General features: G+C 64.0%; 16 protein-coding genes. 2 read left to right on the forward strand and 14 right to left on the reverse strand.

Annotated elements, in window-relative coordinates; all coding sequences use genetic code 11:
- Positions 1–40: 40 nt before the first annotated feature.
- From NIM87_RS11995 to ccmI, 7 genes are all read right to left on the reverse strand, one after another.
- Positions 41–1441, reverse strand: coding sequence for a sensor histidine kinase (locus NIM87_RS11995; protein WP_254674923.1), 1401 nt, complete (start codon positions 1439–1441; stop codon positions 41–43).
- Positions 1442–1444: 3 nt separating this feature from the next.
- Complete coding sequence (locus NIM87_RS12000) at positions 1445–2116, reverse strand: response regulator transcription factor (RefSeq protein WP_254674924.1); 672 nt, start codon at positions 2114–2116, stop codon at positions 1445–1447.
- A gap of 57 nt (positions 2117–2173) precedes the next feature.
- Positions 2174–3706, reverse strand: a complete 1533-nt coding sequence (locus tag NIM87_RS12005; protein ID WP_254674925.1) for a Do family serine endopeptidase — start codon at positions 3704–3706, stop codon at positions 2174–2176.
- Between the two features lie 124 nt (positions 3707–3830).
- Positions 3831–4295, reverse strand: coding sequence for a cytochrome c-type biogenesis protein (locus NIM87_RS12010; RefSeq protein WP_254674926.1), 465 nt, complete (start codon positions 4293–4295; stop codon positions 3831–3833).
- Positions 4292–6265: a heme lyase CcmF/NrfE family subunit gene (locus NIM87_RS12015; RefSeq protein ID WP_254674927.1), complete on the reverse strand. Its 1974-nt coding sequence runs from the start codon at positions 6263–6265 to the stop codon at positions 4292–4294. The genes NIM87_RS12010 and NIM87_RS12015 overlap by 4 nt, the downstream gene beginning before the upstream one ends.
- The gene (gene ccmE / locus NIM87_RS12020; RefSeq protein ID WP_254674928.1) at positions 6262–6738 is read right to left on the reverse strand and encodes a cytochrome c maturation protein CcmE; all 477 of its coding nucleotides are present in this window, start codon (positions 6736–6738) and stop codon (positions 6262–6264) included. Before ccmE ends, NIM87_RS12015 begins: the two co-directional genes overlap by 4 nt.
- Positions 6735–7814: a c-type cytochrome biogenesis protein CcmI gene (gene ccmI / locus NIM87_RS12025; protein ID WP_254674929.1), complete on the reverse strand. Its 1080-nt coding sequence runs from the start codon at positions 7812–7814 to the stop codon at positions 6735–6737. The genes ccmE and ccmI overlap by 4 nt, the downstream gene beginning before the upstream one ends.
- Positions 7815–7952: 138 nt before the next feature.
- Here ccmI and NIM87_RS12030 point away from each other — a divergent pair, with 138 nt between their 5' ends.
- Both NIM87_RS12030 and NIM87_RS12035 read left to right on the forward strand, forming a co-directional pair.
- Entirely contained in the window at positions 7953–9029 is a 1077-nt protein-coding gene (locus NIM87_RS12030; protein ID WP_254674930.1) for a hypothetical protein, read from the forward strand.
- A complete protein-coding gene (locus NIM87_RS12035) occupies positions 9026–11002 on the forward strand; it encodes an FAD-dependent oxidoreductase (RefSeq protein WP_254674931.1) in 1977 nt (658 codons plus the stop codon). Before NIM87_RS12030 ends, NIM87_RS12035 begins: the two co-directional genes overlap by 4 nt.
- 9 nt (positions 11003–11011) lie before the next feature.
- Here the strand turns inward: NIM87_RS12035 and NIM87_RS12040 are convergent, their stop codons facing one another.
- The 7 genes from NIM87_RS12040 to NIM87_RS12070 form a co-directional block, all read right to left on the reverse strand.
- Positions 11012–12229 (reverse strand): hypothetical protein, encoded by a 1218-nt coding sequence (locus NIM87_RS12040; RefSeq protein ID WP_254674932.1) that lies wholly within the window; start codon positions 12227–12229, stop codon positions 11012–11014.
- A gap of 84 nt (positions 12230–12313) precedes the next feature.
- A complete protein-coding gene (locus tag NIM87_RS12045) occupies positions 12314–12787 on the reverse strand; it encodes a hypothetical protein (protein ID WP_254674933.1) in 474 nt (157 codons plus the stop codon).
- A 61-nt stretch (positions 12788–12848) separates the two neighbouring features.
- Positions 12849–14228 carry a sensor histidine kinase gene (locus NIM87_RS12050; protein WP_254674934.1) on the reverse strand — a complete coding sequence of 460 codons (1380 nt, stop codon included), beginning with the start codon at positions 14226–14228 and terminating at the stop codon, positions 12849–12851.
- A gap of 43 nt (positions 14229–14271) precedes the next feature.
- Positions 14272–14931: a response regulator transcription factor gene (locus tag NIM87_RS12055; RefSeq protein ID WP_254674935.1), complete on the reverse strand. Its 660-nt coding sequence runs from the start codon at positions 14929–14931 to the stop codon at positions 14272–14274.
- Positions 14932–14957: 26 nt separating this feature from the next.
- Positions 14958–15257 carry a hypothetical protein gene (locus tag NIM87_RS12060; protein WP_254674936.1) on the reverse strand — a complete coding sequence of 100 codons (300 nt, stop codon included), beginning with the start codon at positions 15255–15257 and terminating at the stop codon, positions 14958–14960.
- Between the two features lie 76 nt (positions 15258–15333).
- On the reverse strand, positions 15334–16077 hold the full coding sequence (locus NIM87_RS12065; protein WP_254674937.1) for a glycoside hydrolase family 108 protein: 744 nt from the start codon (positions 16075–16077) through the stop codon (positions 15334–15336).
- The gene (locus tag NIM87_RS12070) at positions 16070–19813 is read right to left on the reverse strand and encodes a baseplate multidomain protein megatron (RefSeq protein WP_254674938.1); all 3744 of its coding nucleotides are present in this window, start codon (positions 19811–19813) and stop codon (positions 16070–16072) included. Before NIM87_RS12070 ends, NIM87_RS12065 begins: the two co-directional genes overlap by 8 nt.
- Positions 19814–19845: the final 32 nt, after the last annotated feature.

Raw genomic sequence — 19845 nt, forward strand, 5'->3', positions numbered from 1 at the left:
GAGGCATACCCTGCCCCCTCACACCCCGCAAGGCGTGGCGTCAGCCAGCCGGCAATTCGATCACAGCCCGTACACCGGGAGCATTGTCCTCGATGCGAAGGCTGCCGCCATGCAGCCGCGCAACAGCATTGACCAGCGACAGACCAAGGCCGGACCCAGGCTCGGAACGGCTCTTTTCGAGGCGCACAAAGCGTTCCAGGACGCGCTGGCGATCCGCTTCGGGAATGCCTGCGCCATTGTCGGCCACGATGATGCGGACGCGCCCAGCCTCGCGGCGCAGTTCGACGCTGATCCGCCCGGAGCTGCCATCTTCAGGGCGGGCGTATTTCACCGCGTTTTCGAGCAGGTTGACCATGGCTTGACCAACCAGTTCGCGATTGGCCTTGAGGGTCACGCCAGGCTCGACATTGGTGTCCACCACAATGCCCGCATCTTCGGCGACCGGACCATAGAGCTCGGCCACGTCGGCAACAATGTCGCTGACATTGATTTCGGTGAGCGCCCCCGACGGCGCACCGGCCTCGGCGCGGGCAATCATCAGCAAGGCATTGAAAGTCTGGATCAGGCGGTCGCTCTCGGCAATGACGGTTTCGAGGGCCATTTCCCGCGTTTCGGCGGTTGCCGTATCGCGCAGGGCCGCCTCGGCCTGGTTGCGCAACCGGGTCAGCGGGGTCTTGAGGTCGTGAGCGACATTGTCAGTAACTTCCTTCAAGCCCTGCAGAAGTTGCTCGATGCGGTCGAGCATGGCGTTAAGATTGGTCGCCAGGGCATCGAACTCGTCATTGCGATCGGTGACTGGCACGCGCTCAGAGAGGTTGCCCGACATGATTTTGGTCGAGGTGTGCTGGATGGTGTCGATACGACGCAGAACGCGCCGCGCGGTGATGCCACCCGCGATCAGGGAGAAGAGAATGATGCCGACGACGCCAACGAGGAAGCTCTGGAGGATGATGGCGGAGTAACCGCGGCGTTCGACCACGTCCCGGCCGACCACCAGGCGCATGCCATTGCCCAGCTCAATCGAGCGAACGACCGCCACCCCTTCGCGCTGCCGGCCGGTGGCTTCCTCGCCCAGGGGGTTGGGCCGCTCGTACTCGAAGCTATAGACACCCGGCTCGATCACCACTTCGGCAGGAACGTCGGTGATGTTACCCAACAAATAGAGGCCCGACGCATCGCCTAGAAAATAGATGCCCGGGCCGGGCTGGGTGGCCAGTCGATTGACGGCGAAGGCCAGCGCGCGAATGCCCTGATTGGCCTCAATGCGCTGGAACAGGCGGATTTCGCGGTCGATGTCGTCGGTCTGCTGACGCTGGATTTGAACACTCGACTGCCAGCCGATAAAGCCCATCAGCAGGATGGCAAAGACGATGAATATGGCGATGAAGGTGGCTGTGAGGCGAACCGTGGAGGTCCGCCAGACCTGGGCGAAACGGCTCAATGCCTACTCCCGGATCATATAGCCGGCGCCGCGCACCGTGTGCAGTAGCGGGGAGGCATGGCCCTTGTCGATCTTGGAGCGCAGGCGCGACATGTGCACATCGATGACATTGGTCTGCGGATCGAAGTGATAGTCCCAGACATTTTCGAGCAGCATGGTGCGGGTGACCACCTTGCCGGCGTTTTTCATCAGGTATTCGAGCAGCCGGAATTCGCGCGGCTGGAGCAGGATATTTTCGCCATCGCGCTCGACCTTGCGGCTCAGGCGGTCAAGCGACAGGCCGCCGACGCTGTAGCTGGTGGCCGCTTCTGCGGGGCTGGAGCGCCGAGCCAGTACTTCGACACGCGCCAGGAGTTCAGTGAAGGCATAGGGCTTGGTGAGATAGTCATCGCCGCCAGCGCGAAGACCGGTCACCCGATCATCGACCTCGCCAAGAGCCGACAGGATCAGGACTGGCGTCTTGTCATCCTCGGCGCGCAGGCTTTCGACGATGGAAAGACCATCGCGGCGGGGCAGCATGCGGTCAACGATCAGCACGTCATAGTCCATGCCCGAGGCCATGGCATAACCAGTTTCGCCATCGGCGGCGTGGTGGGTGACGTGGCCAGCCTCGTCGAGGGCCTGGACGAGATAGCTCGCGGCTTCGCGGTCATCTTCGATAAGCAGGATCTTCACGGCTGACGCTCCGTCTTTCAAAAATGGCCCCGGAGCAGTGCCCGGGGCCGTTAAGCTTTACTCGATGGGCAGGCCAACGAAGCGGGACTCGCCGTCGCGTGCCACCTTGACCAGTACGGTATTGAGACCACGGTCCCGAACAGCCTGCACGGCCTGATCAAAGTCACCGGCTGCGGCGACCGGCTTGTTGTCGACCTCGAGGATCACATCGCCGGTGGCAAAGCCACGCTGAGCCGCAGGGCTGTCACCATCAACATTCTGGATCAACAGACCACCAGAGCCATCGCCATTGGGCACAAGGGTCATGCCCAGGCTGGTCGCAGCCTCTGGCAGGGCCTGTGGCGGAGTGGGCTGTTCCGGGGTTTGCGCAACGGCGCTTTCATCCAGCTGCTGCAGGGTCACCGAGACGGTGATTTCGGCGCCATCGCGCCAGATGGTCAGCTCGACGGTGGAGTCGGGCGCCTTGCTGGCAATGGTACGGCTGAGATCGAGGGCATCGTCGATCTGTTCACCATCGACCTTGGTGATGATGTCGCCAGACTGCACACCGGCCGACCCGGCAGGGCCGTCTTCGGTCGGCTCGCGCACGATGGCGCCACGGGCATTGGGCAGGCCGACGCTGTCGGCAATGTCCTTGCTCACGTCCTGGATGGAGACGCCGAGATAACCGCGGGTCACCGTGCCGTCGTCGATCAGCTGATTGACAATCTGCTGGACGGTGCGGGCCGGAATGGCAAAGGCGATGCCGACATTGCCGCCATTGGGCGAATAGATGGCGGTGTTGACGCCAACCACTTCACCTTCGGTGTTGAAGGCCGGGCCACCGGAATTGCCGGTGTTCACCGCCGCGTCGATCTGCAGGAAGTCGCCATAGTTGGATCCGCCGATATCGCGGCCGGCGCCGGAAATGACGCCAACGGTCACGGTACCGCCAAGGCCGAACGGATTGCCGACGGCAACCACCCAGTCACCAACGCGGCTTGGCGCCTCGCTGCTCTCAAAAGTCACGAACGGCAGGTCTTCGCCTTCGATCTTGAGCACGGCAAGGTCGGTGCGCTCATCGGTGCCGACGACTTCGGCAACCTGCTCGGAGCCGTCTTCGAAGACCACTGTCACCTTGGTGGCATCGGACACCACATGGTTATTGGTGACCACATAGCCATCAGCCGAGATGATGAAGCCCGAGCCTGCGGCCATGAACTGGCGTGGGCGCGCATCATCACCTGGCACGCGCTGGCCGGGGGCACCACCGAACTGGTCGAAGAAATCACGGAAGGGGTGATCCTCGGGCAGGTCGGGGAAATTGAACTCGAAATCGAAATCGCGGCCGCCGCGCTGCACCGTGCGGCCCGGAGCCTCGGCTTCGACAAGGATGGATACCACGGCGGGCTTCACCGCCTCGACCAGGTCGGCAAAACCTTGCTGGACCGTGGCCTGCGGCACCACGATCTGGGCGGCGTTCTGGACCTGGGCATTGGCTGCCTGGCCGGTAAGCACATAGGCGGTGGAAACACCGCCTGCACCGACCAGAATAGCAAGGGCGGAAGCGCCCAACCAGCGACGGGTGCGCGAAAGAACAGTCGAACGCATGGGAACGTATCTCCTTCGTTAAGCTCTCAACAGCTTGTAGCGATACGTATGGAACGACGCGCCTTTCTATCAAGTTGCGCGCAGATTAAGGTTTGGCAATGTTGCAGGCCAGATTGTGGCGAGCCTAGCGCGCGTCAGGGCCGCGTTCGAGCGCATCGAGCGCTGCCTGTTCCTCTGCTGTCAGTCCCTCCACGGGGCCCGGCGGGGTACGCCGGCGGGCCAGAAGCAATAGTCCGAGACCGACAAAAAGCAGCAGCGGCGCTGCTGCCCAGAGTAGCAGCGTGTGACCGCCAAGCCGCGGATTAAGCAGCACATATTCGCCATAGCGGTCGACGATATACTGCTCGACCTCATTATTGCTGTCGCCGGCCACCAGCCGCTCGCGCACCAGGACGCGCAGGTCACGCGCGAGGTCGGCATCGCTGTCGTCGATGGACTGGTTCTGGCAGACGAGGCACCTCAGGCCGGCGGAAATATCGCGAGCCCGCTGCTCCAACGCCGCGTCGGGCAGGATTTCATTGGGGCTCACGGCAAGAACCGCTGGGGAGACCAGAAGCAGAACCATCATAAATAGCGCGCGCAGGGTCATTGGGCGGCCTCGGCGGTGGCCTTGCGGGCACGCTGGGGAATGCCGACGCGCAGGCGGCGATCGGTCAGGGAGAGCGCCCCTGCCCCGGCCATGACCAAGGCGCCGATCCAGATCAGCAGGATATAGGGCTTGTGCCAGACGCGAATCACATGGGTGTTCTCCAGCGGCTCGCCAAGCTGCAGGTAGAGTTGGGACAGCCCATAGGTCTGGATGGCCGCTTCGGTGGTCGGCATGCCGCTGGCGACATAAGTGCGCCGCTCGGCCAGAAGAGTGGCAGTTTCACCACCCGGGTCCGTGACAGTAAAGACGCCGGTATCGGCCACGTAATTGGCGCCCGGCTGCTGCTCGAAACTATCAAAGGCAACGAGATAGCCCGAGAGTTCGGCGGTCTCGCCGGGGTTGAGCGTTGTCACCAGCTCGGTTTCCCAGGCGGAGACGGTGACAATGCCGAGCACGGTCAGGCCCATGCCGAAATGACCCAAGGCCGTCGACCAGATGCTGCGCGGCAAGCCCCGCAGCCGGCGCAGGCTCTCGCCCAAAGGTATCCGGCCCAGGCGCGACCGCTCGATCACCTCGGCAATGGCACCGAAGCTGACCCAGAAGCCGAGAAGCAAGCCAATGGGCACCATGGAAATCGACGTGCCGCCCAGCGCCGAAATCAGGATGGCAAGAAAGACCGAGAGGGCAGCAAAGCCCATCAGCCTTTGCCCTGCGGCCACCAGATCCGCCCGTTTCCAAGCCAGCAGCGGACCAAACGGCAGCACCAGCAGCAGGGGCGCCATCAACGCGCCAAAGGTGAAATTGAAAAAGGGCGCGCCCACTGAAATCGTCGTGCCCGTCAACGCATCGAGCAGCAGCGGATAGAGCGTGCCGACCAGTACCGCGCCCACGGCAGTGGCGAGGAACAGGTTGTTGAGGATCAGTGCACCCTCACGGCTGATGGGCGCGAACAATCCACCCTGGCGCAACGATGGCGAGCGGATGGCAAAGAGCAGGAAAGCACCTCCGATCAGCACGGCAAGAATGGTCAGGATGACGAGGCCACGTGTCGGATCGCTGGCGAAGGTGTGCACCGACGTCAGAATGCCCGAGCGCACGAGGAACGTGCCCAGCAGCGAGAGTGAAAAAGTGATGATGGAGAGGAAGATCGTCCAGATCTTGAGCGCATTGCGCTTTTCCATCACCAGCGCCGAATGCAACAGCGCCGTGCCGGCCAGCCAGGGCATGAAGCTGGAATTTTCCACCGGGTCCCAAAACCACCAGCCACCCCAGCCCAGCTCGTAATAGGCCCAGTAGGACCCCATCGCGATGCCCAGGGTCAGGAAGGTCCAGCTGAGCATGGTCCAGGGCCGCACCCAGCGCGCCCAGGCCTGGTCAATGCGCCCGGACACCAGGGCGGCGATGGCAAAGGAGAAGCATATCGAAAAGCCGACATAGCCGGCATAGAGCAGCGGCGGATGGATGGCGAGACCGATGTCCTGCAAAACCGGGTTGAGGTCGGCACCCTCCAACGGAGCGGGCGACAGCCGCTCGAACGGGTTCGAGGTCAGGAGGGTAAAGCCCGCGAAGGCCGCGACAAGAAGGCTCTGCGTGCCGAGCACCAGATTGGTCAGGTCGGACGGCAGACGGCGCCCAAAGGTTGCGACCAGTGCACCGAACAGCACCAGGATGAGCACCCAGAGCAGCATTGAGCCTTCATGATTGCCCCAGACGCCGGATATCTTGAAGATCAACGGCTTGAGCGAATGGGAGTGGTTGGCCGCCAGCGCCAGACTGAAATCGGACGCTACAAAGGCCTGCACGACAGCCAGGAATGCTACCGCGACCAGCACGAATTGCAGGATCGATGCGTGACCAAGCACCAGCGCCAGGCGTTCACCTCGCCGCCACAGCAATAGTCCGCCAATGGCCGAAACCAGGGCGATGGCGAAGGCCAGGATCAGAGCAAAATGACCGAGTTCGATGCTCACTGGCCAGTTGCCTCCGGGCGCCATTCTCCCTGGGCTTTCAGCGCTTCGACAACTTCCTTGGGCACGTAGTTTTCGTCGTGCTTGGCGAGCACATTGTTCGCCTCGAACCGGCCTTCTGGGCCAAGGCTGCCTTCGGCGACAACGCCCTGCCCTTCACGGAAAAGGTCAGGCAGGATGCCTACATAGTGAGCCACGATCTCATGCCCGCCATCGGTGATGATAAAGGTGTTTTCCTGCCCGTCGCGGCTCCAGCTGCCGTCCTTGACCAGACCGCCTAGGCGGATGGGTTGCCCCGGAGTGACGTTGCGGGCGACGACGTCGCTGGGGGCGTAGAAGAACACGATCTGGTCGCGCAGTGCCGTCAACACGAGTGCAGTCGCCAAGACCAGCACCAAAGCCAGGCCGGCAATGACGGCCAGACGCTTCTGCTTGCGGGTCATGCCTTTGCGACGGGTGTTGGCCGGCATGGTCATGGCGTATCTCCGTTCAGCGTCAGGCCAGCGCCCAGCGCGAGTGTATCAAGGTCACCGCGATCAAACGCGGCAGGATAGGCGGCAACGGCGGCGTCAAAGGCTCGCTGCGCGGCGTCGCGATCATCCAGCACCAGGTAGGAGCGCACAAGCTGCGCCCACTCTTCGATGGTGCCGCCTTCCGCGTAGAGCCGCTCGGAGAGGCCACCAACCATGCCCTGGATCATCTCGCTCTGCTGCTGGGCCGCAGCGTCGACGCCGTCATTGAGGGCCACGGCAAGGCCCTGGGTTGCGGCCGGCAGCCAGGGCTCGTCGCCCTGCGCCAGATCAATAGCCTGCTGCCAGAAGGCGGATGCCTCGGGGTAATTGCCGGCCCGCATCAGTTCTGCCGCAAGGTAAAGCCGGGAGCGCACATGGCTGGCATCGGCAGTTGCGGCGGCCCTCAGGAGGGCCATCGCCTCATCGGACCCAGCGCCATTGGCCTCAAACAACAGCGCCTCAGCCAGATCCGATTGCAGATCCGGGGTCGGCTCGGAAAGGCCGATAATCCGCCGATAGGCATTGGCGGCGTCGGCGAAACGTCCGAGTTCAACATAGGCAGGGGCGATGACCTGCCAGCCGCGCAGATCGTCGGGTGCCTCGGCCAGCCGCGCCTCGATGCGGGAGATTGCTTCGCCCAGGTCCATGCTCTGGGCCACCATTTCGGGGCGGTTGGCAAGCGGCTGCGCCGGCAGGTCTGGCTGCCCCAGGACGGCATAGAGCCCGAACGCCAGTGCTACAATTCCGACAAGGCCAACCAGCAAAGGCACACGCCCAAATTCCTTATCGGCCCGGGCACGTCCCTCGCTTTGGCTGCGGAGCATTTCGCGCGCCAATTCGCCCCTGGCCGCCAGCGCCTGTTCGGCATCGAGCTTGCCGGAGCGCTCATCGGCTTCAATGCCGGCCAACGCCAGGCGAAAATGATCGTTGGGATCGGCCATTTCCGGCCCGGTCGCGTTGACCGTTCGACCCGCAGCCGCATAAAACAATGCGGCGCAGGCAATGGCGGTAACGGCTATGGCAATAGACCAAAAAATCATGGGCCCCAAACGCTTGTCTGCCCGACGCGGCAAGGCATGGTCCTCTATAAGCCGAATACGGCGAAAAACCATCAAAACAGCAGCTCCAGGCAGGGACGCATTGCCACAGGGGTTCGTCGTCGCGGGCGCAATTGCCGCATGAGCGAGGCCGAGTTCGACTTTGCCGTCTTCGGCGCCACGCCGCTGGCGCATCTGCTGGCGGGCCTGCTGGCGACTGCCCATGGACGCAAGGTTATGCTGGTTGGGGAAGGTCAGGCTGGCTATCGGCTGATCCGGGGTATTGACCTCTCGGTCGCGCCGATGACCCGGCCGGAAAGCTGGGCGATGCTGGGCCACAGCGTGCCCGAAGCCGCCCGGCTCATTTCCCGCATTGCCGGTCGAAGCGGGCTCAGTCGAGTCGATCCGATCTTTTTCGCCGAAGGACAGCAGGACAGCGAAGCGCTGTCGCACATGCGCCATATGGCGCTCGGGTTTGGCATTGCGGCAGAACCGGCGGCGCCCTCCTTGCTGGGCGAGGGGCGGGCCGGATTGGTGCTGCGCGACGCAATGCGCATCAATCGTCCCGCGCTCGAACATGGTCTCGACCGGTGGCTCGAACAGGGATCGGTGCTGCGACTTGTGCCGCAGAGCGTTTCCATAGGCCTCGACGGCCCCGCCAGGGTGGTCGCGGATGGGGTGACCTATTTGGCGCGCCAGGCCATACTGGCCGATGACGAGGCGCTGATGACCTGGTTGCCGCTCAAGCAATGGCCGACTTTGCTGCGGCGCACTGGCTTCGCCAGCATTCTGACAACGCCCACCCGGCCCCTGGCCGCCAGCGTCATGCTGGAGCTCAATTCCGGCGTCTTTCTCACCCAGCAAGCCGAGGGCGGTATTGCGGGCTTCGGTCCGGGGGACTTGGCGCATTTTTCGGCTCATTTGCAGGCGCTGCTTGGGCGAGACCGGCAGGTTGAGCAGGCCGGGCAAACCAGTTTTCACGGCCTTATGACGCTTGATGGCGCGCCAACCTTTGGCCGGGTCGCGGGCGTCGGCGCCGATGTGGTTGCGGGGCTAGGATGCGCGGGGGCGTTCGTCGCCCCGGCCCTGGCGCGCTGGCTCGCCAGCGCGGCTTCGCCCAGCGAAGCTGCATGGTTCGGTGGGCGGCTCATCAACCGCTCGGGCAAGGCGGCGCCGGTTGGGGACTACGCGCCGGGTCTCGCGAGGCTGTCCGCATGAGACCGCAGCACAATCGTCTCCCCGCGGGCGTCGCCAGAGGGTTTTCGGGCTCTGCTATTGATCGCGGCCGTCCGCTGCGGTTCCGGCTTGATGGGCGCATCATATCGGGCTTTGCGGGCGACACGGTGTTGAGCGCAGCACTCGCCTCGGGCATCGACACACTGGGCCTATGTCGCGGCCACCCGATTGGCCTCGTACCGCGCGCGGCCCCCGCGATCAGCCATGCCAGCCTTGCCAATGATCCGCAGCGCGCCTTGCCCATGGCACGCACCGCAGCACAGGATGGCGCCGAATATGTCACGCTCGGCGTCAGGCGGCCCGGCACCCTGGCCCGGCTGTTCCAGCCCGGCCGCACGCTTGGCCTGTTGCTCGATGACGCGCATGCCCTTGATCGGCCATGGCGCTCTGTCGCGGGCTCGCCTGGCCCCTCGGCGGACCTGCTGGTTATTGGCGGGGGCGTCGCCGGTCTCTCGGCCGCCCTGGCCGGCGCCCGGTCCGGTCTTTCGGTTGTCCTTGCGGAAGCCAGTCCTTATCTCGGTGGGAATTCGGGCCTGTTCGGCACACAGGATGGCGAAGACAGCCCCGACGAAAGCATGGCCCGCCTCAGCGCCGAGGTTGCAGCCAATGCAGCCGTTACCACGCTGACTGCGACGCGGGTCTTCGCCATCCGCTCCGGGCAGGTCCGAGTGCACCAGGTGGAGATGCTGAACGGCACCGCGCAGGGGCGCGTGCTGGACATCGCCGCACCTCGCATTGTCATTGCCACGGGCGCCTTGGAGCGCCTTCCCATATTTGCCGGCAATCGCTTGCCCGGCGTCACCGGCACGCTTGATGCCCATGAACTGGCCGTGCGCTACGGCGTTTGGTCGGGGCAATCTGCATTGTTCGCCACGTCCAGCAGTCCGGCTTACCGGTTGGCCATGCTGGCCAGCGACGCGGGTATTGCGGTCAACCGCGTCCTTGATGCCCGGCCCCATCCGGCGTCGCGATTCATTCAATTTTCCCGCGCTTACGGCATGGTGCAATCACCCGGTGCCATGCCCGGCGCCGTGGATATCGCCAGGGCAGGAGGCACGCTGTCGGTAGAGATCGATGGCCGCGAGGGACCGAGCCTGAGCGCCGAGCGCCTGTTGGTTTGCGGCGGCTGGCAGCCCGACCTGACCCTGTGGCATGTCGCGGGCGGCGCCAGCCAGTGGCACCATGATCACGGGCGCCTTGAAGCCGTCGGCACATGCGAGGGCATCGTATTGGCAGGCAGCGCCGCGGGCTACTTTACCCGGCGCGGCTGTATCCAGAGTGGTGCTGATGCGATCGACCAATTGCTCGGCCGCCCCCGACAGGCAGTCGATGATCCGATCATCGATCCGCTTCACGAATCTGCAGATGGCCCGGCCGGGATTGCAGAACCGCGCCCGGATGGACGCCCGGCCTATCTTGATGGCGGCGTTGGTTTCTTGGAGCGCCCTGCCCCGCCTCGGCGTCGATGGCACATGCCGTTTCATGCGCAGCCAAAGGCGGGATTGCTGGTGCTCTCAGAAGCGCCGCAGCCGCTCGCCGTTTGTGATGTCGCCGCAGGCGTCGGACTTGGTCTCATCCCCCCAGCCGCCGCAGGGGTCGTGGCGCAGGAGCGCGTCGCCCTCGTGCCACTGGCACAAGTTGGAGACAGCGCAACCCTTCCTGAACGTGCGCAACCGGGGGTCGACGACTTGCCGCACTACCTGCAGGGCCGGTTTGGACCGGATGCCAGGATCGTTCGCCTCGTGCCGAGTGTTCAGCGGATATTTGAGCCTGGCGCCCTGATCTATCGCAGCTCCGATGACATTCATCCGCTGGAGGCTATCGGGGTGGTGCTGCGCCAATCGGTCAACGGCACTATGGGCCTGGTTGCCGCACAGGCCGCATCGGCGGGCCGGCCCGTGACGATCAGGGACAAGGGTGCTGCGCTGGCTCACATAAGGCCCAGCGAAGATTAGATGATCTCGTCAGGCGCGCCGTTCGGCCGTCGCCCGGGCGCGCTTCAAGGTATCAGCATATTCGGGGTTGAACCTGATCTCGGCCATCTTGATCGCAGCGTCGAGGCGCGCGCCGGTCATGGGGTCTGTCGGGTTCTGACGCAGCAGGTCCAGATTGCGCTGGATATGCAGCTCGAGCGCCTGACCGGTTTGGCTCCAGGCCTGGTCGAAGACTGCGTTCAACGCCAGCGAATCTCTTGAATCGCGCACGGCAGAAAGCAGATAAACGCCATTGATCGCGCCCAGCAGCCTGTCATTGTCGATCCGGTCCACACCTTCGCGGGGGCGACGCATTGCCTGATTGAGGTCGGTCACGACCTCCTTGAGCCGCGGTTCGACCCGGTCAGACACCATCTTGGTGATCGTGGACAGGACCTGTGTCGTCCGGCTGCCCCGGGCAAATTCTATGTATCCCGAGAGCGAACGCACCAGGCGATGGAATCTGTCGAGGCTGCGGCAGACCAAATCGATGTCAGCGAACGGCCCGGTCAATTGCAGATGACAGAGCTGATTCTGCGCCTGCCCCAGAACGCCATCAACCATTGGGGAAAAGCCATTACGGGCGATGGCCGCTTCGGTGGCGCTGCCGGAGAGCTTGATCACGGCCGCAATCAGCCGTGTCGGATTGGCGACCTGCCCCACGGCGGCGTGAAACAGGAGGGCGGCCAATTGCGGGTCCTGCAGTGGCATGGACTGCAAGGCGGTGCCCAGTGAGGCTTCCTCGCTCATGGTATTGACGGCCTTGCCAAAGCCCTGTGCCTTGGGCAGCAGCGCCCGGGCGCGCAGGGCCGCCATCACGACACCCAGCTCTTCGCGGGCGTTTTCGCGGCCAAACTGGGCACGCAGGCGTCGCAGTGATTCGGTGTCGCGATCGACCTTTTCCAGCGCGGCCTTCATGCGGGCCAGCACATCTGGCATCAACGGTTCGAGATCGTCGGCGCGGAAATTGCCATTGGCGACGCCATCGACGGAAATCAGCGTGGGGCAGAGATCGCGCACAACCCACACCCAAGCGGCGTTGGCCGCCTCGACGCTCACCGATCCGGGAAGAGCAAACAGCACGGGTTCATTGACGAGAACCGGGTCAATCAGGCCGCAAAAAGGCCGGCGAACGGCGGCACTTGGACGTGCCGATGGGCGCGCAGTCTGTGGCGCGGCAGCGTCAATGCTTGGGGCGGGCTGGTTCATATACTCTTCGGGCCAGGAGCAACGTCGTCCCTGACCCTATAGACGCTTGGTAAACAATCCTTTTCCCGCGAACAAACGTGATGGTTACGCGGTGCCCTGCACGACGTTCCAAACGCCGTTCTGCTCGCGGCAGGCCGTACCCTTTTTCACATAGTCCGTGCCACCAATCTTGATGGTGTGGGTGAAGTCGCGGCAATCGAGGTTATTGACCCGAACATAGGGGCCAACGGCCACCGAACCCGTCGTGCCCTTGTCGCCGGCCCACTGACGCGGCGCGCCCGGGCGACCGAACTGCAGGGCATAGAACTGGGCGCTATTGGCTTCGTTGGAATCCTTGGCGGTCATCAGCGCCAACGCTGACGGATCGACGAAGCCATTGGCGATGCTGGTGGTCAGCTTGGCCGTCTGCACATTCTGGGCGGAGGTCGGCACCAGCGGCTGAACAATGGCGGGCTGCGTCACCACCGGCGCCTGTGCCACACGCGTCGTTCCGGTGCTCGAGCAGCCGGCAAGTACCAGCGCGGCAATCGGAAGGGCGATGATCGAAAAGCGATTCATGAGTTTTGTGGCCTCTAGATGCGATGTGTTCGTTCTTGTGTCGTAATGCGGCGAAAGTGCGTCAGCTCCCTGAACCCCGCACCATCCCGCCTAGTCGCGCGGTGGGGAGCCGCAGTTCCACCAGCAGCCCGCCCAGTTGCGAACGCTTGAGTTCCAGGCTGCCGCCATAGACATCGACCAGTTCCTTGACAATATCCAGTCCCAGCCCCGTGCCTGGTGTCTTCTCGTCCAGCCTGACACCCCGGCGCAACACTTTTTGGGCGTCCGCCTCGCTGAGGCCCGGACCATTGTCGTCGATGCGCACGAGCAATTGGGTGCCCTTGTCGCCGCGCTCGCTGGAGAGCCGCACGCCGACCTGGCCCTTTGACCACTTGCAGGCATTGTCGAGGAGGTTTCCCGCCATTTCCTCCAGGTCAGCTTCGTCACCCCGGAACCAATGCAGCGAGGCATCGGGGCGTTGGAAGGCAATGGTCACGTCGGGGTGAATTTTGCGCATTACCCGCGTGAGGCGCAGCATGATCATGGTCGCGTCCGCCTTCTTGCCCACGACCGACGTCCGAGCCGCCAGGCGCGCCCGTTCGAGGTAGGTCGAGACCATATTGCTCATCTTCTCGGTCTCGCTGGATACCACATCGGCCAAGGCGCCTTTGCGGGCGTGCGCCTCGTTGCGCAGCACGGCGATTGGTGTCTTCAACCCATGGGCGAGATTGCCCACCTGGTTGCGGGCTCGTTCGATGATCTGGCTATTGGAGCGCAGCAGTTCGTTGACCTCCTCGGCCAGGGGCGCAATCTCGGTCGGATAGGTCCCGGACACCTCCGCGCTATCACCTTCGCGGACCGCCTCCACGGCGCGGCTCAGCAGGGCAATTGGCCGCAAGGCAATGCGTGCAACGAAAGCGCTCATGGCTGCCAGCATGACGCCCACTGCCCCCAGCACGATAAAGGTCTGCCCGCGAAAATCCGACACCAGCTCCAGGATTTCCGTCAGGTTGCCGGCGACTGTGATGCGGTAGCTCTGCGCGTCCAGCGTCACGCTGCGCTCCACCATGCGCAATTGGGTACCAAACGGATCATTGGTGATTTCGGTGCTGCGCCCCTGGGCATCGGCGACCGCACCGACGCCGGGCAGTTCGATACCCACCACGGATGTGGAAAGATTGACGAGATCGCCGTTCTGCTCGCGGATGATCCAATACCAGCCCGAACGCGGACGTTCGAAGCGCGGATCGGCCAGGGCGATATCAGGATCCTGAGGATCGCCGGTTTCCAACAGCGCCCCGGTCAGGCTTTCGACGTGAAAGTCCAGCGTCTCGGTCAGGGTCGTATCGAGAGCACGAGAATAGAGATCGGTAAGCAGGATGCCGGTCGTCACCAGCGCCAGCACCAGCCAGGCGGCGGACAGCCAGAACAGCGAAGCAGCGATGGAGCCCTTGCGCAGCATGTCAGGGCCTCGTCATGTCAGCCATGGACGGCCCTGTTGCGGTTCACTCGCCGATGATCTGATAGCCCAGTCCGCGGACGGTCTGGATGCAGTCATCCGGCAATTTCTTGCGCAGGCGGCCCACGAACACTTCGATGGTGTTGCTATCGCGGTCGAAATCCTGGTCGTAGAGGTGCTCGGTCAGCTCGGTGCGCGAGATGACCTTGCCCTTGTGGTGCATGAGATAGCTAAGAAGCCGCAACTCATGACTGGTCAGCTTCACCGACTGTCCATCGACCGTCACCTTGCCGGAGCGTGCGTCGAGTCGTACCGCGCCGCAGACGATTTCATTGCTCGCATGCCCGGCGGCGCGGCGCACCAGGGCGCGCACCCGCGCCAGCACTTCTTCCATGTGGAAGGGCTTGGCGACATAGTCGTCAGCACCGGCATCGATGCCCTGAACCTTGTCGCTCCAGCGGTCCCGCGCCGTCAGCAGCAGTACCGGTGTGGTCTTTCCGGCGCGGCGCCATTCCTCGAGCACGGAAAGCCCATCCATCTGCGGCAGGCCGATATCGAGAATGATCGTATCGTAAGGCTCGGTGTCGCCGAGGAAGTGGCCCTCTTCGCCATCGAACGCTACATCGACGGCATAACCAGCTTCGGTCAGCGCATCCTTGAGCTGCCGATTGAGATTGGTATCGTCTTCAACAACCAGAACACGCATGTCAGGCCCCCCGCCAGGACTTGTCGCTACTGAGCGCTCAGAGTCAGGGTTTGCGCCTGACCATCCGGGCTGAGTACACCGATAACATATACCAGTGAACCGCCTTCGTCACAGACCTGAACATTGAGTATTTCAGTGTCCGGGTCGACGCCGCCCCCGGCCAATACTGCATCGAGCGACAGGATCTGACCAGAAGACACTGCCTCCTGGATTTCGCGTTTGTCGAGACACGCCTGTGCCTGGGACTGGCCGGTCCCCGCCAATGCGAGTGCGAGGGCCAGCGCCAGGGCAATTGAGGCCGAAGGTTTGGGAGTGGTGTTTTTCATGCTCCCATCAATAGCGGCTGCAAACTGAATGGGACATGAATGCGGCAGGCCATGCCCGGTTTCCACAGAATTGCCCTCAGGCTTTCCCGATATCGCCCTTGAGCCCACGCCGCAGAAAGAGGATCGCCAGCGCTTCGAGCATCAGATTGCCGGCCGAGCTGGTTTCGAGTGACGGCAGGTCCACGCCCAGCATTTGCGCCAGGCCGGCAAGCAGCATGAATGTGGCGACGATGTAAGTCTTATAGCCCGAAAGGACGTCCATGATCGTGTCTCCTTTAGAGGGTGAAAATGTGGCGGGGGTAGCGGCCAGCGCCGCATGCCGCACTGAGGCGACGCGCCTGCTCCAGCCGCGCCCGAAAGTGGAAAAGGTGGACAGGGCCTTGAGAAAGCCCAGCCTGCGGTCGCAGATGGCGTTGATGACCGACGCCGCGTTCGCCCGTTTGGCGGCGCCGACGGTCAGCGGCCCGACCCGCCCATCGACAACGACGCCCAGTGCCGCCTGCAGGGTTCGCACAGCCCGGTCCGGCCCGGAATTGACCGCATAGTCGAAGACCGCGAGATCCATGCCAGTGGGCAGGTCCTCGGCCCGGCAGAGGCTCCAGTAGAGCGCCCGATAGATCTGGCCGGCCTCGCCATGCGTCATCTCACGCACGGCCGATTTGGGCAGGTCCCACCAGGGCGTAACATTGCGCCAGCGGGCCAGCGTCTTGCGGGTAATGCCCATGTTCGTCGCCCCACCGGGGTCCGCAGGATGGTCGACATAGCCGCCCTCATGCCGCAGCACATGGGCAAGGCAGACTTCAAACCGAGACTCATTCATCCAAAGCCCCCATTGCGGCATGTCCGGCCCCAAGCACCAGGCTGATCTGGCGCACCGTGAAGTCAAATACTGGCGCCGGACCGCCAAAATCTGCCGTCTGGTCGGCGAGGCCATAGCTGGCCACGGGCACCGCGGTTTCGATGGTGCGCCGCACGATCCCGGCGTCGAAAATTTCGACCCGCCAGGATTCGGGGACATGCTCCAGCATGGGTTCAGCAACGCCCCAGCCATCGGCGTCGGTCCGACTACGGCGGGTCCAGTGCAGCGCGATTGCGCCATCAGCCTGCCTCATGGCTTGCAGATGAACCGGCGCCAGCGGCAATGCCGGGCCGAGGCCGAGCGACACCGTCTCCATCAGCCCCGACGCCTGTCCGGCCGAAAACCGCAAGGATCGGCTTTCCCCGATCCAGTGCGTATCAATCGGTAGAATTGCGACGCGCGCATCGAGCACGACAACGCGTCGGCCTGCTGACACCGACCCCATGGCTGCGTCCGACCCCTCCAGCCCACGCAACAACTGCGTCAGCCGGTATTGACCGGGCCCGATGAGTTCGGCTTGGGCAAAGCCGATCACTTCCCAGTCACCGGCATCGGTTTGGACGGCAATGCGATTGCTGCCCGCCAGCGCTGAAAGGGTATCGACATCAGCCAGATGCCCGGCACCAAGGTTGATCTCAAGCCCCGCCCCCCGATCCCACCGCGACAGGGGACCGGGCGCAAAGGCGGTCAGCACGTCTCCGAAAACCGCCGGACGCACCAGGCTGGCCAGGATCGATCCGCTGGCCTCGTCGCTGACCCGCACCAGTCCCGGCCACGGATCGGCATAAGCGCCGACCACCAGTCGGCTTCGGCCAGGGTCCGTTGGCAACGGCGGCAGGTGCGCGATGATCGACAGCGGAACCACCGGCGGCACTGGCACGCCAGCGCTACCCCGTGGCCGATCCACGCCGGTCGCAACAGCATCGCCACGCACCACGGCACCGGCAGTCACCCTGCGCACCGAACCATCGCGAATTTCCGAAATCTCGAACGGGCCTTCCGCTACATCTGGCAAAGCAATCCGGTCTCCCGGCTCCAGCGCAATCGCATTAGGCGGCAGGGCAAATTCAACCCGGTCGCCACTGGCCGCGCGCAGGTCCAGCAGGCGTTCCGCAGCCAGCCGGGCCGAGGGTCCATCCAGCACCAGCGGCAGGTTCTCGGACACCAGCGGGCCGTTGCCGGGTCGTAATGCCATCGACGTCGCTGCCAGATAATCACGCTCGCGATCAAAATGCCCAAGGCTGAGCCGGCCCGGCTTTTCCGCTGCATCGCCGCGCCGCCGCGACAGTACCGGCGCATCCACTTCGGCCAAGAAGTCCGGCTCCAGCGTCAGCGCCACACCGGGGCCTTGTACCACCCCGACCAGTGCGCCATTTCTGGCGGCCAGCCGCTGCCCGGTCATTTCGAGGATTGGCTCGATGACGTCGCGCGCGGATCCCGGCCCGGACACTGTCAGCCCCCCGATCAGCGGGGCGGCGGACGCTGCAAAAACCGAACAGCCATGTTCCCCGGCAAGCGCCGATGCCAGTTCGTCGCTGGCCATGGCCCCCAACCGGCCGGTCAGCCAGTGACCGGTGCGATGGTTGGCGCCATCGGCCCAGACCGCTGTCAGCGCGGGAAAGGCCGGGAATGGCCGGGCATCCCAGGTCCAGCAGTAAAGTCGCTCGGGGTCCACCATGCCCGACGGATTTTTCGCCGGATTAGTCCAGTGCTTGACGTGTGCGCGCAGCACTTGCCGCTGGATAAGCCCATCCGGCGTGCCGCTGGAAAAATACGGACGGCCATCCTCGGCGCTCTTTTCATCCCCAAATATGTTGGGCTGGTTGGCGCCCTTGTTGACCGCGCCACAGCCGACTTCCGTTAGCCACACTGGTTTCGAGCCCGGCACCCAGGCCGTGGGCGTGCTGCTGCGCACCCCGTCAGGCCGGTCGAAATGCTGTTCACTCCAGAACGAGGCGATATCCTTGACCCGCCAGACCCAGGGCTCCCCATGGGCGCCATCGGTGATCGGCGTACGGATTTGCGCTCGGCGGTCGGCGTCACTGGCATAATACCAGTCAAACCCCTCCCCCGCCTCGATATTGTCCGCCAGATAGTCGAGGTCATATCCATTGCGCGACAGTGCTAGATCGGCATGCGCCTCGCCATCGCGCCAATCGGCCAAGGGCATGTAATTGTCGATGCCCACGGCATCGATGTCGTCCGAGGCCCAGAGCGGATCAAGGTGAAAGTACTTCCCTCCGCCGACCCGACAGCCCGAATATTCGCTCCAGTCCGCCGCATAGGTGAGCTTGGTCGTCGGCCCCACCACCGCCCGCATATCCGCCGCCAGTTCCACCAGCGCCGCGACAAAGGGGAAGCTATTGCTCGCCCCACGCACCTTGGTCAGCCCCACCATTTCCGAACCGATCAGCAGCGCATCAACGCCACCTGCCGTCACCGCCAGATTGGCGTAATGCAGCATCATCGTCCGGTATCCGGGCACGAAATCAGCAACTTGCGCGGCCGCCGCCACAGTCCCATCGGGCGACCCCGGTTGGCCCGGCGCGGGGTGGCATGTCAGCCGACCGCGCCATGGATAGACCGCCTGTTCAGCGCCGCCATAGGGGTCGGACAGGTCATTGTCCTGCGGCACATCCATGAGCACGAACGGATAGAGCGTCACCTTGAGGCCGCGCGCCTTGAGATCGGCAATGGCCGCCAGCACCGCTGAGTCGGATGGTGTGCCACCATAGGCCGGGCCGCCACTATGGCTCGACACAACCGTAGCAGTGCCGCGCCCGATCCCGGCCACGCTCCAGATGGTCCCTTCGACCGTCCTTGTGGTGCCTTCGACGCGCGGGCCAAGACTGCATTGGCCGCATCGCAAGTCATCGCCGAACCAGCTGACCACCAGGGCCACATGTTCGAGGTTGGGGCACAGCGCCTGCAGCTCATCCATGGAGCAGGACCAGTCGCTTTGCCCGGCCCCCTGGTGCGCGTTTTCACTGACCCCATATCCCGGCCCCAACACTCGCACGCGCGGCACCGGGTCGTAGCCGAACTCGGTCGCGCCGGGAATAATTGTGACCGCCCGGATGGACGGCTCCAAGTCGCCCACCACGCGGCACAATTCCGCTGACAATTGCGGAATGCGATTGCCGAAGCGGCTGAGCGGCAGGTTTTCGACGACCAGGTAGCAAAGTCCCCGATAGGCCGGCGCATTGCCCACGCCCTGGATCGCCTCGATCAGGCTATCGGGCAGTTGGTCTTCGTCCCCGTGGTAAAAGCGCAGATTAAGGCCACGGGTATCCAGCAATTGTCCGTCGGCCCAGATGCGTCCCAGCCGCGCCACGCGCCCTTCGCAAAAACCGACGGCGAAGCTGGCGAGCACTTCCTCGGGCTGCTCCGGCTCCGGGCCGCCGAAGCCTTTCGAGCCCGCTGTATCGCTGACATGCCGCACCAATTCGCGCGCCCAGATGATATTTCCGGCCAGCCTCCCCCAGCCATAAAGCCGCGGCACCCCCAGTCCCTCGGCGGATGATCCGAGGCGCACATCAAACAGCGGCGCCTCGGCTTTTTTGCCGCCGCCAAACAGCCAGCCATCGACAGCGCTACCCGCCAAGGCTCCCAGCGCCCGCCCGACAGTTGCGCCAATGGGACCGCCCACCACGCCACCAACAAACTGCCCCGCCACCGAAAGCGCCAGTGTCGCCATGCTTTTTGATCCTTGGAGTTCGTGTGTCAGGC

Source organism: Devosia ureilytica, from assembly GCF_024273195.1.
Taxonomy (GTDB): Bacteria; Pseudomonadota; Alphaproteobacteria; order Rhizobiales; family Devosiaceae; genus Devosia; species Devosia ureilytica.

Coding starts and splice junctions, on each gene's coding strand:
- NIM87_RS12060 (WP_254674936.1), bottom strand. CDS start 15,257: ATGAAAAACACCACTCCCAAACCTTCGGCCTCAATTGCCCTGGCGCTG.
- NIM87_RS12040 (WP_254674932.1), bottom strand. CDS start 12,229: ATGAACCAGCCCGCCCCAAGCATTGACGCTGCCGCGCCACAGACTGCG.
- NIM87_RS12065 (WP_254674937.1), bottom strand. CDS start 16,077: ATGAATGAGTCTCGGTTTGAAGTCTGCCTTGCCCATGTGCTGCGGCAT.
- NIM87_RS12035 (WP_254674931.1), top strand. CDS start 9,026: ATGAGACCGCAGCACAATCGTCTCCCCGCGGGCGTCGCCAGAGGGTTT.
- ccmI (WP_254674929.1), bottom strand. CDS start 7,814: ATGATTTTTTGGTCTATTGCCATAGCCGTTACCGCCATTGCCTGCGCC.
- ccmE (WP_254674928.1), bottom strand. CDS start 6,738: ATGACCATGCCGGCCAACACCCGTCGCAAAGGCATGACCCGCAAGCAG.
- NIM87_RS12070 (WP_254674938.1), bottom strand. CDS start 19,813: ATGGCGACACTGGCGCTTTCGGTGGCGGGGCAGTTTGTTGGTGGCGTG.
- NIM87_RS12010 (WP_254674926.1), bottom strand. CDS start 4,295: ATGACCCTGCGCGCGCTATTTATGATGGTTCTGCTTCTGGTCTCCCCA.
- NIM87_RS12030 (WP_254674930.1), top strand. CDS start 7,953: ATGAGCGAGGCCGAGTTCGACTTTGCCGTCTTCGGCGCCACGCCGCTG.
- NIM87_RS12045 (WP_254674933.1), bottom strand. CDS start 12,787: ATGAATCGCTTTTCGATCATCGCCCTTCCGATTGCCGCGCTGGTACTT.
- NIM87_RS12055 (WP_254674935.1), bottom strand. CDS start 14,931: ATGCGTGTTCTGGTTGTTGAAGACGATACCAATCTCAATCGGCAGCTC.
- NIM87_RS12005 (WP_254674925.1), bottom strand. CDS start 3,706: ATGCGTTCGACTGTTCTTTCGCGCACCCGTCGCTGGTTGGGCGCTTCC.
- NIM87_RS12050 (WP_254674934.1), bottom strand. CDS start 14,228: ATGCTGCGCAAGGGCTCCATCGCTGCTTCGCTGTTCTGGCTGTCCGCC.